The organism is Kitasatospora sp. NPDC127067, from assembly GCF_042724755.1.
Lineage (GTDB): Bacteria > Actinomycetota > Actinomycetes > Streptomycetales > Streptomycetaceae > Kitasatospora > Kitasatospora lactacystinica.
On sequence record NZ_JBHXEM010000060.1, the window covers coordinates 1 to 14,067 of the forward strand.

The following is a 14,067-nucleotide window of genomic DNA, read 5'->3' on the forward strand; positions in this document are numbered from 1 at the left end:
GTCCTCGACCATGCGGTCGAGGACCCGGACGTGGCCTTCGGAACATGGCGAGCCCAGACGGCGCCCGGTTACTGGCACTCATCGACCGCTACCTCAGCCCGGAGCAACCCACCGATCTTCCTGCCGACCTCGTTCGGCATCGGCCCGGTGACGTGCTGGTAGCGCTGGGCCATCGAGGTCGAGGGCCAGCCCATGATCGCCATGACGATCCGCTCCAGTCCCTCATGCCGTGGTTGCCGACCATCCGTAGCGGGAGAAGGAGGGGCCTCCCTCCCGGTACGCGGCCAGGGCCTGCGTGGCGGTCGGAAACGCAGGCTCGGGAAGGCAGTCCACAGCGACCCACTGAGCGGCCAGGTGCTTGTCCGGTTCGGTGTTGGTAAGTTCGCCGGTCCACCTCTCTGTGGCGAAGACGAAGAGGACGAACTGCCCGGCCTGGTCCCAGCCCTGCTCGACGTGGATGACGTGGACAAGGATGAGATCTGCCGGGTCGGTGAGCAGACCGGTCTCCTCTTTGAGCTCGCGGGCGGCGGCCTCGTCGAGGGCTTCGCCGGGCTCGGCCTTGCCGCCGGGGACGGTCCAGGCCGGCTGCGGGGACCAGTTTCGGGCGGCGTACAGCACGGCGGCGACCGTGTCGGTGTCCTTGTCGTGGACGATCACGCTGACCGCGTTGCGGCTGTTCATCACGGCCGGGTCGTAGTCGTTGGTGAGCGTGTACGCATGGAAGCCGTGTTCGCGCAGGGCGTCGATGATGCCGACGGCGCTCTCGCCCTGCTTGGCCAGGAGCTGCGGGGTGGCTTCCACGACGAGCTCTGCATCCTCACGCAGGTGCGGGAGAGCGGGCAACAATCCTCGGATCGCTGCCGCCTCGGCTCCTTCGACGTCGATCTTGATGACGCGGGTGCCCGCGAGTTCGGCCTGGCTGACCAGAGCGATCAGGCGCGCGGTGGGCGTCTGGAAGGCCGTGTGGACGTGGCGGGGACGGACGGCGGTGGTGTGGCCGAGGTTGGTCGGGTCCTCCAGGTGGAGCGTCAGGGTGCCGTGGATGTCGGAGATGGCGGAGCAGACGGCCCGGATGTTGGTGCGGCGGTTGGCGGTGGCGGCCGCGGTCAGGGCGTCGTGGAACTGGAGGGAGGGTTCGATGGCGACGACGCGGCCGAGGCGGCCGACGGCGTGGGAGGCCAGGAGGCTGAAGGCGCCGCGGTGGGCTCCGCCGTCGATGAGGGTGTCCCCGGGCCGGAGGCGGTCGCGCAGGAAGGCGCTCAGGTTCGGCTCCCACTCGCCGAAGAGGTACTGGTAGCGCTGGATGACGTCGCTGGTGGTGACGGTGACCGCGTCGCCGGACCGCAGCCGGACGGCGGTGTGGACAGGGTGGGTTCGCAGGTGCGCGTCGAGGAAGCGGCCGACGAGCGGCGCCTTTCCCACGGTGCCGGGTGCGTGGCGGACGTAGGCCCGCAGTGCGCGGGCGAGTACGGAGGCGGACACGGGGTGGGCTCTCCTTCAGGTGGTGGCGCGGGAGGAACAGCGCTCCCGGGGCGGACGGTGGTGGCAGACTGGCCAGTGAACGCTGGTGGTGGTGAGGGGAGTTGGCGGTGACCGAGAGCGCCCCGATGGTGTTCCTGCTGGTGGGGATCACGGGCTCGGGGAAGACCGCCCACGCCCGGCGGGAGCTGGAGCCGCAGGGGGCCGTACGGCTGTCGGTGGACGAGGTCGTCCACGCGCGGCACGGTCGATACGGCGTCGACTACCCGGAGGACACCTACTTCGAGAAGGAGGCCCCGGTCGTCGCCGAGTTGCACGATCGGCTGGTCGAGCTGGTTGCCGAGGGCCGGTGCGCGCACGATGAGAGCGGCTGCGAGAACGCCCACCAGGAGGAGGACAACGGCGCGGCCTCGGACTGCGGTGGTCTCGGTTTGTCGCATCGACCCGTACGCGCCAGGGGTGAGCGGTCTGCGGAACACCCTCGGCCGCGTGTCGTTTTGTCTCACCCGAGTGCGGATCCGTACCCGACAACGCCTGCTCGTGGCTTCCTGTCTCTACCGGGCGGCCCTGGTGGACGCCCGGACTCCACCGCATCCAGAGCTCGGGAGGACACGTCATGCGCACTGCCAGGAGGAAGATCGGCATCATCGGGGCCATCGCGCTCGCGGGCGGCTTCATGCTGTCCGCGGGACCGGCGTCAGCGGAGCCGGCACAGCCGCTCTCCGAGCCCGGTTGGTGCGGCTGGCACCCGGGGAACGACTCGCACGATCCCGGCCGGATCGAAGGGGATCCCACGAACATCCGCAGCGGCCAGAGCACGATGTGCGACGTGGTCGGCGAGGCCCGCGCGGGTGACGGCGCGTGGGTCCGCTGCAGGACCGTCAACGGTGCCGGCGAGGCCTGGTACTACCTGGAGACGAACGGCAGGGTCGGCTGGGTGAAGGGTGGCCTGGTGTCCATGTGGTGGACCCCCATGGACTGCTGACCGCAAGGGCAGTTCCGCGACTCGACGGACGGACCTCGGCGAAACCTCAACGGACAAGGAGAGAACCATGCCGCTTCTCCGCCGCATCACGACGGCAGGTGCCGCTCTGGCACTGTTCACCTCGATCACCGTCGCAGCCACGAGCACGCCCACCTCGGCGGCCACGGCCTGTGGGAACTCGGTGGTGGTGTCCGTGCCGCTGAAGAACACCGCGACCGGGCAGGCCAGTTGGGACTTCGGATACGTCCAGCTCTGGTACGACTCGTGCAGCGGCAACAACTGGGCCCGGGTCGTCTCGCTCCGCCCCGAAACCGGCTGGGAGATGACCGGTGTCTACAACGCCAAGAACGCCTTCAACGGATTGAAGTGCGCCGCCACGCCGATCCTCACCTCCGGCACGATCCACTCCCCCGCGGACAATGCGGGCGCGTGGGCGCGGGTCTTCGCCAACGGCGACGAGGTCTACGAGGCCGAGGCGAACCAGGCAGGGGTCTCGGCGAGCCGGAACATGCCGGAGTGGGCCATGTGCGCGCCGTAGCGGCCGGCGAGTGAGCGTGTGCCGCCGACGGCCGTCCGCTCGCGCCGACGGCGGCACCTTCGATGCCCTCCACCGATACCCTGGAAGCAACGAGGCGGCCACGTAGCGGAGTTGTCGCATGTCCCGGGTGCGGAGAGACCCGGGGCGTGCGACAACCCTCGGTCACGACAGGGGGACGGCTGATGGGACGACGCGAGACTCCGCTCGATCCCGCACGGGGAGTGGCCGAGCGGTTCGCCGCAGACCTCCGAGCGGCGCGGATTCAGGCCGGGGAACCCCCGTACCGACAGCTCGCCAGGGCGACCCACTTCTCGGCCGCCACGCTCGCCCGCGCAGCCTCGGGGCGCTCACTGCCCTCGCTGGACGTCACCCTGGCCTACGCCTCGGCGTGCGGAGCGACGACCGCCGAACTCGCCGAGTGGCGCGAGCGATGGCAGGCCGCCCGGCACGAGGCCAACGACCGGGCTGATCGGCCCCTGCCCGACGAGACCCGGCCTGCGCCGGAGACCTCCCGGGAGCCGAGGACCGGGCATGCGGCGAGCGAGGACCACAGGGACGCCGAAACGCCGGAGCAACAGCCGGTTGCCACGGGCTTTCGACATCTCCTGCAGCGTCTCCTTCAACGCCGCCCCAGGGTACTTCTGACACGTACCGTCATCACCGTCTCGGTGGCCGCGAACTGCGTCCTTCTGTACTCGCTCGTCGCGACGCCCAGTCGAACGAAGACGACGGACGAGGCCGCACACCTCACGGTCCAGGACGGCACCGACCCCAAGCCGTACCACTGCTCCGACGACGCGACCAACCTCGACCAGGTCCCCGTCGTCCTTCCCCAGGACGCCACCATCGACGGGCGACTTCGGCCCACCGGAACCGTCCTCGGCACCGTAACCCTTCGATACTCCGCTCGCTGCTCAGGCGCCTGGTCGCGCTTCGACCCGGCCGAGCACGTCTTTTCCCAGCCCAATCAGGGCACCGTCACCACACGCTCGCTTCGGACGAACGACGGCACGTACACCGAGTTCCATCTCGGGCACATCGACCAGAGCTACGCCGACCTCCTCCTCACCGGGATGGGCTGCGTCGAAGCGCACACGACGGTTGTCGTCGCGAACGGGACCGTCAGAGCGGACGCTGTCACCCAATGCCTGCCCAGGCTGTGACGGCCGCCGGAGAGCCGCCTCGGGCAGCGCCCGAACGGGCCGTCCGGAGCGGTACAGGGACTGTGCTCTCAGCAGTGCGCGGCTGCACTCGTCAAGCCGTGCTGCGGCCCTGGATCACCCGCTGACGGTCCAGCGCCGCATGACGATCTCCGCCGAGGGCCGGAACGGATGCGAACCCCGGCGGACAGCGTTCGGGAGAATCGGCCGGCGGCTGACGGATCGGCGGTCACCGGGTCAGGCGTGCTCGATCTCGACGGAGGTGATCACCACGTCCTCGACCGGGCGGTCGGCCTCGGTGGGGGTGGTGGCGATGGCGTCGACCACGGCCCTGGAGGCGGCGTCGGCGACCTGGCCGAAGATGGTGTGCTTGCGGTTGAGGTGGGCGGGCGTGCCCACCGTGATGAAGAACTGCGAGCCGTTGGTGCCCGGGCCGGCGTTGGCCATCGCGAGCAGGTACGGCTTGGTGAAGAACAGCTCCGGGTGGAACTCGTCCGCGAAGGAGTAGCCCGGGCCGCCGGCGCCTGTGCCGGTCGGGTCGCCGCCCTGGATCATGAAGCCCGCGATCACCCGGTGGAAGAGCGTGCCGTCGTAGTACGGGCCCTGGCCCGGCCCGCCGGTACGCGGGTCGGTGTACTCCCGGGTGCCCTCGGCGAGTTCGGCGAAGTTGCGGACCGTCTTCGGCGCGTGGAACGGGAACAGCTCCAGGCGGATCGGACCCGCCGTGGTGTGCAGGGTGGCGAACCGGGCAGCGGCCACTGGGTGACTCCTCGGGTACGGCTGGCGGGTGGGGCCCGTGCGGCCCGGTGCGGTGACCTGGGCCGTTCGGCTACCGCATCCTGGCACAGCCCCCGCCCCCACGGCCGAACCGGGTGGGACGATCCGGACGTCAGACGTAACAGGACGTCGGGCGAAAGACGGGTGGTCGTGATGGTCGGTGCGGTTCTGGTGGGAGTGCTGGTCCTGGTCGTCGCGGGGTGCGGCTGCGTGGTGTGGGCCGACCGCGGCGGGCCGCGCTGGACCCGAGTGGTCGCGGCCCTCACCCTCGGCGCCGGGAAGGCGGTGCGCAGCTACCAGCGCCAGCGGCCCCGCCGGGTGGGGAACGGCGGTGCGGACGGCGGGGACGGCGGGGACGGCTGCTGAGCCGCCGGGCGGGGACGGGCGACGACGAACGGGCGGGCCCGCCCGGGACGCGGCGCGTCCCCGGCCGCCGGGGGTGTGCGGCGACCGGGGACGCGAGGGGGTGTCAGCTCTCGGTGGAGCGGCGGCGGGCGGCCACGACCAGCGCCGCGCCCGCGGCGAGGGCCGCGGCGGCGCCGCCGGCCTCCCAGCCGAGCCCGTCGCTGCCGGTGGCGGCGAGCGCGCCGGAGCCGGTGGTGCCGGTGCTGCCCGTGGTGCCGTTGCCCGTACGGGTGCCGGTCGTGGTGCCGGTGGTGCCGCCGGTGCCGGTGGTGTTGGTCTGGTTGAGGCCGGCGGGCTGGACGGTCTGCGGCTGCTGCCCGGACCCGTCGGTGCCCGTACCGGTGCCGTTGCCCGTGCCCGTGCCCGTACCGGCGCCGTTGCCCGGCTTGGTCGCCGCGGCCTCGTCCTCGGCCCTGGCCTTGGCCCAGCCGTCCTTGAGGAAGGCCAGGATGTCCGCGTAGCTGCCCTCGGAGGCGGCCAGGGCGGCCTTCTTCACCGCGGGGCCGCCGGTCTCGATGATCTGGGAGACCTTCACCCGGTTGTCGCTCTCGCGCAGGGCGGGCAGCTCGACGGTCAGGAAGCGCCGCACGGCCTCGGCGTTGCCGTCCAGGGCCTTCTGGGCGGCCGCGGCGGTGGCCGGGCCGGTCTCCTTGTCGGCGATGATGCGCAGCACCTCGACCCGGTCGTCCTCGAACTGGGCCTTGGCGAAGCCCTCGTTGAGGAAGGCCTCGACGGCCTCGTCGGTGCCGGCGTCCAGGGCCTTGCCGGCCGCCTCGCGCACGGCCTTGCCGCCCTGGTCCATGAGCTGGGAGAGCTTGACCCGGTTGTCGTCGGCGCGCAGCCTGGGCAGCTCGGCGGTCAGGAAGTGGCGCAGCTCGGCGGCGCCGCCCTTGAGGGCCTTCTCGGCGCCTTCGCGCACGCCGCGGCCGCTCTTCGGGTCCTTGAGGAGGGCCTCGACCTTGGCGCGGTCCTCGTCCTCGGCGCGGGCGACGTACTGGCCGGTCTTCAGGAACTCGGCGATGGCGTCGTCGCCGCTGTTGAGGGCGGCCCTGGCGGCGGCCTTCACGGCCGGGCCGCCGGTGCTGTAGATCTGGGAGGTCCTGACCTGGTCGTCGATCCTGCGCTGCTCGTCGAGCTCGACCTCCAGGAAGTGGCGCAGCTCGGCGGCGCCGCCCTTGAGGGCCTTCTCGGCGGCCTCGCGCACGCCGAAGCCGCTCTTCGGGTCGGCGAGGATGCGCTTGACCTCGGCGCGGTCGCGCTGCTCCTGTCCGTCGCCGTCCCCGGGGGCGGCGTCCTTGGCGGAGTCCGAGCCGGTGTCGGGACCGGAGAGGCCGATCGGCTTCGGGGCGTCGGAGGCGGAGGCCGTGGAGGGGAAGAGGACAGCGGGGGCCAGGACCGCGGCGGCGACGACGGCGGACACCCGGGGCAGCTTCATCGAGAGCAAACCTGCTTCGTGTGAAGGGATCATGAACGACCCACAGCATAGATCCACTTCTACGATCGGCATACTGAATATGTGCCGGTCCTCGACCTGCACCGACCTGCCCTGACCTGCACCGATCTGTCCGACTTCCCCCCATCCGGCACCGGGCCGCGAAGGACCGCACCGCGCCCCCTGCCGGTCGGAGGCCGCCGCTAGGCTCTGACGGATGAGCTTCCACCTGGTCGTCGGACACGGGCCCGCCGGGGCCGCCACCGCCCGCCTGCTGGCCGAACAGGGCCACGAGGTCCGGGTCGCCACCCGCACCGGGCGCCCCGCCGGGCCGGCCGTCCCCGGCGTCGAACACCTCGCCCTGGACGCGAGCGACCCCGCACAGCTGGCACCGGCCGCCCGCGGTGCCGCCGCCGTCCACGGCTGCGCCGCGCCGCCGCTGCCGCAGTGGGCGCGGCTGTGGCCGGCGCTGACCGCCTCGCTGTGCGCGGCGGCCGAGGACAGCGGCGCGGTGCTGGTCCTGCTCGGCAACCTGTACGGCTACGGGCCGGTGGCCGGCCCGATGACCGAGGACCTGCCGCTCGCCGCGACCGGCCCCAAGGGGCGGGTACGGGCGGCGGCCTGGGAGCAGGCGCGGGCGCTGCACGAGGCCGGGCGGATCCGGGCGGTGGAGGTGCGGGCCTCGGACTTCTTCGGCCCCGGGGTCACCGACGGCGGCCACCTGGCGGCGCGGGTGATGCCCGGTCTGCTGAAGGGCCGCCCGGTCGCCACCCTCGGCGACCCGGACACCGCGCACAGCTGGACCTACCTGCCGGACGTGGCCCGGGCGATGGCCGAGATCGCCGGCGAGGAGCGGGCCTGGGGCCGGGCCTGGCACGTGCCCACCGCCCCTCCCCTGCCGGTGCGCGCGATGGTCGACCGGCTGGCCGCCGAGGCCGGCGTCGGGCCGGTCGCGGTGCGCCGCCTGCCCGCGGCCGCGCTGGCCGTGGCGGGGCTGGTCTCCCCGCTGCTGCGCGAACTGCGGGAGGTGCGCTACCAGTTCGACCGGCCGTTCGTGGTGGACAGCTCCGCGTACGAGGCCGCGTTCGCGGTGCGGGCCACGCCGCTGGAGGAGCAACTGCGGGCGACGGTCGCCTGGTGGCGCGAGCGCGCGCAGCCGTAGCACCGCACGGGCTACCGGCCTGCGCGGGAGTCACCGCGCTCGGCGGCTCCCCGGATCAGCGGCCCGCCGGGCCTCGGGAACGGCTCGAACGGGGCGCACGGGGCGTACGGGGCGTACGGGGCGTACGGGGCGCACGGGGCGCACGGGGCGTACGGGGAGGCGAACTCGCCGTCCGCGGCGGCCCGTTCGTCGCGCCTGCGGCTTTCTCCCGACTTCTCCCACGATGCTGCCGGGGCGGGATCCGCAGCTGCGGCGAACACCTCCGGGTGGTCGACGAACCCGCCCCGGCCCGCTCGGTCCACTCGGACGCCCGGTCACCCGGACACCCGGTCACCCGGCCGTCCGACGGGGGTCCGGGGGTGACACCGCCCGCAGCGAGTAGAGGACCGGGAGATAGGAGTCGCCGAACGGGAACCGGTAGGTGCCGTCGGGTCCCTGGGGCAGGATGCGGCGTGCGTCGAACGCGGCCTCGGTGTGTTCGGCGAGCCGGTCCACGATCAGTCCCGCTCCGGCGGCCGCCGTCACGATCTCGCCCACCGAATGCGGGTACTGCACCACTTCCTGCGCGGCCATCGGCAGGTCCGGGTCGGCGTACGTACCCGTCACGGCCTCGCGCTGGGGCTCCCCGCCGCCGTAGGGCCAGTCGGCCACGAACGGCTCGTAGCTCGCCAGGGTCTGGAACGCCGGATGCAGGTCGACCAGCACCAGCCTGCCACCGGGCCGCAGCGCCATCGCCGCACCGCGCATCCACGCGTCGAGGTCACCGATCCAGCACAGCACCCCGTAGGTGGCGATCACGAGATCGAACCCGTCCGCCAGGCGGGACGGCAGGTTCTGCGTGTCCGCCTCGATGAAATCGGCCACCAGACCGGCGCGCCCGGCCAGTTCACGCGCCCGGGCGATCGCCGCCGGCGAGAAGTCGACCCCGGTCACCCGGGCACCGAGGCGGGCCCAGCTCAGGGTGTCCATGCCGAAGTGGCACTGCAGATGCAGCACGTCCCGACCGGCCACCTCACCGGCCAGCTCCCGTTCGATCCCGTGGAGCGTCTGCCGCCCGGCCAGGAACGAATCGACGTCGTAGAACACGTCGTCGGGGGTCGTCCCGTGCGCCTCGGCCCGGGCGTCCCAGAGGGCGCGGTTCGCGGCGAGCCCGTCGTCGAGCGACTTTCCGTTCATGTCCGCAGTCTGACAGGGCCCTTCCGCGGATCACCGTGCGGGCGGCGCAGCGGCGCAGCGGCGGGGCGCCCGGGCCGGGGCCGGAACCGGGACCGTTCGAGTTCCGCCGGTGGAACCACCCGTGAGAGCATCGGCCGGTGCGCAGACTGACGGTACTGGGGACGTGCGGCGCCTGGCCCGAGGCCGGGCGGAGCGCCAGCGGGTTCCTGCTGGAGTACGACGGGTTCCGGCTGGTGCTGGACCTCGGCTACGCGACGTTCCCGCGGTTGTTGGAGCACTGTGCCGCCGGGCACGTCGACGCCGTGGTGATCACTCATGAGCACCCCGACCATTGCGCCGACCTCAGTCCCCTGTGCCGCGCACGCTACTTCGCGCAGGAGCGGGGCGCCCGCCTGCCCCTGTACTGCACCCCCGGAGTGATCGGCCGGGTCCAGGCGATGGAACCGACCGAGGACCTGCTCGACGTCTTCGACGTGCACGCGCTTCCTTCGAGCCACCGGGTGGGACCGTTCCGGCTCGATGCCGCGCTGCTGCCGCATCACGTCCCGCACGCAGGGGTGCGGCTGACCGCGCCGGGCCTGACCCTTGCCTACAGCGGCGACGCGGGAGCGGACCCCGTCCTTGCCCGGCTGGCCGCGGGAGCGGATCTGTTCATCGCCGGAGCCACCCTGCAGGGCCCGTCCGCCGACGGCGGCGACCCCCACCTGATGAGCGCCGCGGAGGCCGGGACGTGGGCGACCCGTTCCGGGGCCGAGCGCCTGCTTCTCACGCACTTCTGGCCCGGCAGCGACCGCACGCGTTCGACCGCCGAGGCCCGGAGCCGGTTCTCGGGCGAGGTGATCGCGGCCGAGGAGGGCATGGTGCTCCCGTTGTAGCTGGAAGGCGTGGAAGGAGACCCTCCTGTCGCCCGACGGCAGCGGGGCCGGCAGGCCGGGGACGGCGATCCGTCCGGCGTACAGGCCCTCCGGGAAGGACACGGCCCCCTCCGGGTACGACCACCAGCCGCCGCCGCGGCCCCGGACCACGACCGGCCATGCGTCGGGGTCGGCGGCGGCGGTGTGCCAGAGGATCTCGTCGCCGTCCGGGGTTCCCGCCCACGCCAGCAGTGCGGGCCGCGCCCCGTCCCCTTCGCCGGTGGTGTACTCCGCCGGGATTTCCCCCTCCCGGAGGTCGTCCTCCATGATCTCCCGGTCGGAGCGGACGCCTGCGACGAACGCCGCCTCCGACCCGGGCACCGGCGTCGACACGAGGAGGAACTCGTCGACCGAGAAGCTGGGGCAGCGGGTCGACAGCTCACGGTAGTCGGACGGCAGTCCGGTACCGATCCCCTCCCGGATCGCCGCCCAGTCGACGTCGCGACCACCGGCGGCGGCGGTCAGCCCAGGGAGCCGGAGCATCAGCCGGGCGATCGTCCGCGGCACGTCCATGGCCCCACCTCCGTGATGTTCGCGCGTCCTGCCGGAAGGAGGAGAGCCGTCGGTCGGGCCCCGCGCGTGGCGACCCGTCTGACTACCGCACCCGCACCGGCGGGCGCAACACCGGCGCCCGCGCCCCCGCCGGGCGGCGTTGTCGCAGGTGGGGCCTAAGGTGCGGGGCATGAACGTTCCCGAGGTCATACCGATCCGCCACGAGCCCGACTACCGCACGGACACCATCGGGCGGTGCGAGGGCGGCCAGTTCTACGCGACCGTCGTCGCGGCGTTCCCCGAGGGCTGGAGCGGCGACGACTGGCAGGCCGTGAAGCGCTGGCACGCCGTGCTGCACCGGTTCGACGAGGCCGGCCGCCACCTGGGCTCGCGCATCGAGTCCACCGGCACGACGGCGGACGGCGAGCGGCAGGCGGTCGACGCGGCCGCGCTGCTGCTGGAGCAGTGGCTGGACGCCCTGCCGGGACGGCACTACCAGGACATCGCCATCGCCCCCTTCGAGGTCCGCTTCGAGGGGGCCCTGTTCGGCCTGGTCCTGGAGGTGGACGAGGACGAGGAGGACGAGGAGGACCGCGTGCACCTGGAGCTCTACCCGGACGGCCTGGGCTTCTTCGCCCCGTGGGACGGCTGCTACGACACCTGAGCGGCGGCGGCCCGCGCGGCCCGTTCCTCGCTAGGCTCGGCGGTGCCGGGGGCCGCGAGGTCCCGGGGTCTCCTGCGGGAAGGCGGGTGCGCGCATGCTCGGGTACGACGCGGACGGGTTCGTGCGGGACGGGGTGCCGCACCGGGTGGTGGCCGGGGCGGTGCACTACTTCCGGGTGCACCCCGAGCTGTGGGAGGACCGGCTGCGGCGGGTGCGGGCGCTGGGCGTGAACACGGTGGACACCTACGTCCCGTGGAACTTCCACGAACTGCCCGACGGCACGGTGGACTTCACCGGCTGGCGGGACGTGGCGCGCTTCGTGCGCCTGGCCGCCGGCCTGGGGCTGGACGTGATCCTGCGCCCGGGCCCGTACATCTGTGCGGAGTGGGAGTTCGGCGGGCTGCCGGCCCGGCTGCTGGCGGTGGACGGGCTGCGGCTGCGCTGCGCGGACCCGGCGTACCTGGCCGAGGTGGACGGCTGGTTCGACGCGCTGGTGCCCGAGCTGCTGCCGCTGCTGGCGAGCCGGGGCGGGCCGGTGGTGGCGATGCAGGTGGAGAACGAGTACGGCAGCTACGGCGACGACGCCGCCTACCTCGCCCACCTGCGCGACGGCCTGGTGCGGCGCGGGGTGGACTGCCTGCTGTTCACCACCGACGGCGCCCACGACACCATGCAGCAGGGCGGCACGGTCCCGGGCCTCCTCGCCACCGCCACCTTCGGTTCGCGTGCCCCCGAGCGCCTCGCGGTGCTCCGCCGCCACCAGGGCGAAGGCCCGCTGACCGCCATGGAGTTCTGGATCGGCTGGTTCGACCAGTGGGGCCTGCCGCACCACGTCCGCGACCCGAAGGAGACCGCCGCCTCGCTGGACGAACTGCTGGCCACCGGCGCCTCCGTCAGCCTCTACATGGCGCACGGCGGCACCAGCTTCGGCCTGTGGTCCGGCGCCAACCACTCCGGCACCCACCCGCTGGACGCCGGCTACGAGCCGACCGTCACCAGCTACGACTACGACGCGCCGATCGGCGAGGCCGGCGAGCTGACCGAGAAGTTCCACGCCCTGCGCGAGGTCATCGGCCGCCACCTGCCCCTGCCGGACGGCGAACTGCCCGACCCCCCGCCCCGGGTGGCGCCGCAGCGCCTGGAACGGGCCGACGGGCGGGCGCCCCTGGCGCAGGCCCTGGACGCGCTGTCGCGGCCGCGTCGGCACGCGGCGCCGCTGCCGATGGAGCGACTCGGACAGGACCGCGGCCTGATCCACTACCGCACCCGCGTGCCCGGCCCGCGCCCCGAACTGCCGCTGCGCATCGACGGGTTGGCCGACCGGGCGCAGGTGTTCGCGGACGGGCGCCCACTCGGGGTGCTGGAGCGCAACTCCCCCGGCGCGACCCTGCCGCTGGCCACCGGGCCCGACGGGGTGGTGCTGGACATCCTGGTCGAGGCGCTGGGCCGGGTGAACTACGGCCCGCAGATGGACGACCGCAAGGGCATCACCCGCGGCGTCTCGCACGGCCACCAGCGGCTCTTCGACTGGCAGATCCGGCCGCTGCCGCTGACCGACCTGTCCGCACTGCGCTTCACGGACGACGTCGAGGCCCGCGACGGCGGGCCGGGCCACGGCGGGCCGGGCGACGGCGAGCCGGCCTTCCACCGCTTCACCGCCGAACTCCCCTCCCCCGCCGACGCGTTCCTCGCCCTGCCCGACTGGGGCCGCGGGCTGCTGTGGCTCAACGGCTTCCTGCTCGGCCGCCACTGCGCCGCCGGCCCCCAGCGCACCCTCTACGCCCCCGCCCCGCTGTGGCGGCCCGGCGCCAACGAACTGGTCGTCCTGGAACTCGAACGCCACGGCACGGCACTGGAGTTGCGCGCCCGACCGGACCTCGGCCCGGTCACGGCCGCGCCCAGCTCGGAGTACTGACCGGCCGGGTAAGCCCCCCGCGCGCAGGAAGCCCCCGGCCTCTCTCCGGCACCACCGGTCGCGGGGTTCAGGCGTCGAAGCGATGGGTGAACGGGCGCCCGGGGCAGGCGCGGCACTCGAACAGGTACACACCGCCCAGGTCTCCGAGGCTCAGGTCCGTTCCCTCCCAGCGGACGTCGCGGTCCTCGACCGGAGTCCACGCCTGCCTGCAGTCGTGATCCTCGGTGCTCCTCACGGTCAGCAGATGGTCCATCGCCGTCCGGCAGGCCGGGCACACCGGCCACTGCGGGTCCTGCCTCCAACCGGGGAACCCACCCAGCTTGATGCCCGGTGCGGTGGACAGGTGGAACTGGTAGTCCCAGCCCGTCTCCCTCTCCACCTGCTCGAAGCGGTCCTCCAGGGCGTCCCAGATCTCGTACGGCAGGTCCCAACTCGGGTACTCCGTCACCCGCTCCGGATGGACGACGCACGGCCGCGGCACCTGATCGTACGCGGCGTCCGCCGGCACCGGCGGCGCGGGCCGCACCTCCCCGACCTCCCGCACGGACCGCCAGCAGACCTGCGGCACGACCCACTGGCCGTCGTGGCGCAGCGGGCACCAGAGCACCTGGAGCAGGTCCCGTTCCTCCGGGAAGGGCACGAGGTCCAGCACGTCCCGGCGGTGGATCTGGACGACCGCGACCATCGGCGACCCGGGGTGCTCCGGGCACTCCGGCCACGGCTCCGACGCCGGCCAGAGCAGCGGGCCGCCCACCGAGCTGTCGCGGCACGTCGGCTCGCCCCGACGTGGATGCAGCCTCACGGCCTCCCGGCGGAACGGGGCCACCTCGGGAAACAGCTCTTCGACGTTCAGGGGGCGCGGCGGGGTTCTACGGGTCACGCGTGGACGGTACCGGGGAGCACGGCCCGGGCGCACCGGAGATTCGCCCCGCCGGCCGGCAGGGGTGCGGCGCGGCGCGGGAAGTCGG

The 14,067-nt window shown here is 73.3% G+C and carries 13 protein-coding genes and 1 pseudogene; 9 read left to right on the top strand and 5 right to left on the bottom strand.

The genetic code is table 11. The annotated features are described in order from the left end of the window. Positions 1–222: 222 nt before the first annotated feature. Positions 223–1,482: an FkbM family methyltransferase gene (locus ACFWJ4_RS23345; RefSeq protein WP_380546633.1), complete on the bottom strand. Its 1,260-nt coding sequence runs from the start codon at positions 1,480–1,482 to the stop codon at positions 223–225. A gap of 125 nt (positions 1,483–1,607) precedes the next feature. Here ACFWJ4_RS23345 and ACFWJ4_RS23350 point away from each other — a divergent pair. From ACFWJ4_RS23350 to ACFWJ4_RS23365, 4 genes and pseudogenes are all read left to right on the top strand, one after another. Then, positions 1,608–1,766: pseudogene (locus ACFWJ4_RS23350) on the top strand (AAA family ATPase); the annotation flags it as partial. 329 nt (positions 1,767–2,095) lie between these two features. Further along, positions 2,096–2,464: an SH3 domain-containing protein gene (locus ACFWJ4_RS23355; RefSeq protein WP_380546727.1), complete on the top strand. Its 369-nt coding sequence runs from the start codon at positions 2,096–2,098 to the stop codon at positions 2,462–2,464. Between the two features lie 67 nt (positions 2,465–2,531). Then, on the top strand, positions 2,532–3,002 hold the full coding sequence (locus ACFWJ4_RS23360) for a hypothetical protein (protein WP_380546635.1): 471 nt from the start codon (positions 2,532–2,534) through the stop codon (positions 3,000–3,002). Positions 3,003–3,184: 182 nt separating this feature from the next. Beyond that, a complete protein-coding gene (locus ACFWJ4_RS23365) occupies positions 3,185–4,165 on the top strand; it encodes a DUF2690 domain-containing protein (RefSeq protein WP_380546637.1) in 981 nt (326 codons plus the stop codon). Between the two features lie 234 nt (positions 4,166–4,399). Here the strand turns inward: ACFWJ4_RS23365 and ACFWJ4_RS23370 are convergent, their stop codons facing one another. After that, positions 4,400–4,921 carry a peptidylprolyl isomerase gene (locus ACFWJ4_RS23370; protein ID WP_380546639.1) on the bottom strand — a complete coding sequence of 174 codons (522 nt, stop codon included), beginning with the start codon at positions 4,919–4,921 and terminating at the stop codon, positions 4,400–4,402. A 171-nt stretch (positions 4,922–5,092) separates the two neighbouring features. Here ACFWJ4_RS23370 and ACFWJ4_RS23375 point away from each other — a divergent pair, with 171 nt between their 5' ends. Beyond that, positions 5,093–5,305 (top strand): hypothetical protein, encoded by a 213-nt coding sequence (locus tag ACFWJ4_RS23375; RefSeq protein WP_380546641.1) that lies wholly within the window; start codon positions 5,093–5,095, stop codon positions 5,303–5,305. Between the two features lie 103 nt (positions 5,306–5,408). Here ACFWJ4_RS23375 and ACFWJ4_RS23380 read toward each other — a convergent pair whose 3' ends face one another. Next, complete coding sequence (locus ACFWJ4_RS23380; RefSeq protein WP_380546643.1) at positions 5,409–6,779, bottom strand: ALF repeat-containing protein; 1,371 nt, start codon at positions 6,777–6,779, stop codon at positions 5,409–5,411. 214 nt (positions 6,780–6,993) lie between these two features. Here ACFWJ4_RS23380 and ACFWJ4_RS23385 point away from each other — a divergent pair, with 214 nt between their 5' ends. Next, positions 6,994–7,938: an NAD-dependent epimerase/dehydratase family protein gene (locus ACFWJ4_RS23385; protein WP_380546645.1), complete on the top strand. Its 945-nt coding sequence runs from the start codon at positions 6,994–6,996 to the stop codon at positions 7,936–7,938. Positions 7,939–8,268: 330 nt separating this feature from the next. On the opposite strand, the gene ACFWJ4_RS23390 is transcribed toward ACFWJ4_RS23385, so the two are convergent. Next, on the bottom strand, positions 8,269–9,114 hold the full coding sequence (locus ACFWJ4_RS23390) for a class I SAM-dependent methyltransferase (protein ID WP_380546647.1): 846 nt from the start codon (positions 9,112–9,114) through the stop codon (positions 8,269–8,271). Positions 9,115–9,251: 137 nt separating this feature from the next. Between ACFWJ4_RS23390 and ACFWJ4_RS23395 the strand changes: the two genes are divergently transcribed. The 3 genes from ACFWJ4_RS23395 to ACFWJ4_RS23405 all read left to right on the top strand — a co-directional run bounded on the left by ACFWJ4_RS23395 (position 9,252) and on the right by ACFWJ4_RS23405 (position 13,099). Next, positions 9,252–9,989: an MBL fold metallo-hydrolase gene (locus tag ACFWJ4_RS23395; RefSeq protein WP_380546649.1), complete on the top strand. Its 738-nt coding sequence runs from the start codon at positions 9,252–9,254 to the stop codon at positions 9,987–9,989. Positions 9,990–10,710: 721 nt separating this feature from the next. After that, positions 10,711–11,184 (top strand): hypothetical protein, encoded by a 474-nt coding sequence (locus tag ACFWJ4_RS23400; protein WP_359906503.1) that lies wholly within the window; start codon positions 10,711–10,713, stop codon positions 11,182–11,184. Positions 11,185–11,278: 94 nt separating this feature from the next. Further along, complete coding sequence (locus tag ACFWJ4_RS23405) at positions 11,279–13,099, top strand: beta-galactosidase family protein (protein ID WP_380546651.1); 1,821 nt, start codon at positions 11,279–11,281, stop codon at positions 13,097–13,099. Positions 13,100–13,166: 67 nt separating this feature from the next. On the opposite strand, the gene ACFWJ4_RS23410 is transcribed toward ACFWJ4_RS23405, so the two are convergent. Next, positions 13,167–13,979, bottom strand: a complete 813-nt coding sequence (locus ACFWJ4_RS23410) for a DUF1963 domain-containing protein (RefSeq protein ID WP_380546653.1) — start codon at positions 13,977–13,979, stop codon at positions 13,167–13,169. Positions 13,980–14,067 lie beyond the last annotated feature (88 nt).

Excerpts from the sequence above, each read along its gene's own strand:
- ACFWJ4_RS23355 (WP_380546727.1), top strand. The coding sequence starts at position 2,096 with ATGCGCACTGCCAGGAGGAAGATCGGCATCATCGGGGCCATCGCGCTC.
- ACFWJ4_RS23360 (WP_380546635.1), top strand. The coding sequence starts at position 2,532 with ATGCCGCTTCTCCGCCGCATCACGACGGCAGGTGCCGCTCTGGCACTG.
- ACFWJ4_RS23365 (WP_380546637.1), top strand. The coding sequence starts at position 3,185 with ATGGGACGACGCGAGACTCCGCTCGATCCCGCACGGGGAGTGGCCGAG.
- ACFWJ4_RS23375 (WP_380546641.1), top strand. The coding sequence starts at position 5,093 with ATGGTCGGTGCGGTTCTGGTGGGAGTGCTGGTCCTGGTCGTCGCGGGG.
- ACFWJ4_RS23380 (WP_380546643.1), bottom strand. The coding sequence starts at position 6,779 with ATGAAGCTGCCCCGGGTGTCCGCCGTCGTCGCCGCCGCGGTCCTGGCC.
- ACFWJ4_RS23385 (WP_380546645.1), top strand. The coding sequence starts at position 6,994 with ATGAGCTTCCACCTGGTCGTCGGACACGGGCCCGCCGGGGCCGCCACC.
- ACFWJ4_RS23390 (WP_380546647.1), bottom strand. The coding sequence starts at position 9,114 with ATGAACGGAAAGTCGCTCGACGACGGGCTCGCCGCGAACCGCGCCCTC.
- ACFWJ4_RS23400 (WP_359906503.1), top strand. The coding sequence starts at position 10,711 with ATGAACGTTCCCGAGGTCATACCGATCCGCCACGAGCCCGACTACCGC.
- ACFWJ4_RS23405 (WP_380546651.1), top strand. The coding sequence starts at position 11,279 with ATGCTCGGGTACGACGCGGACGGGTTCGTGCGGGACGGGGTGCCGCAC.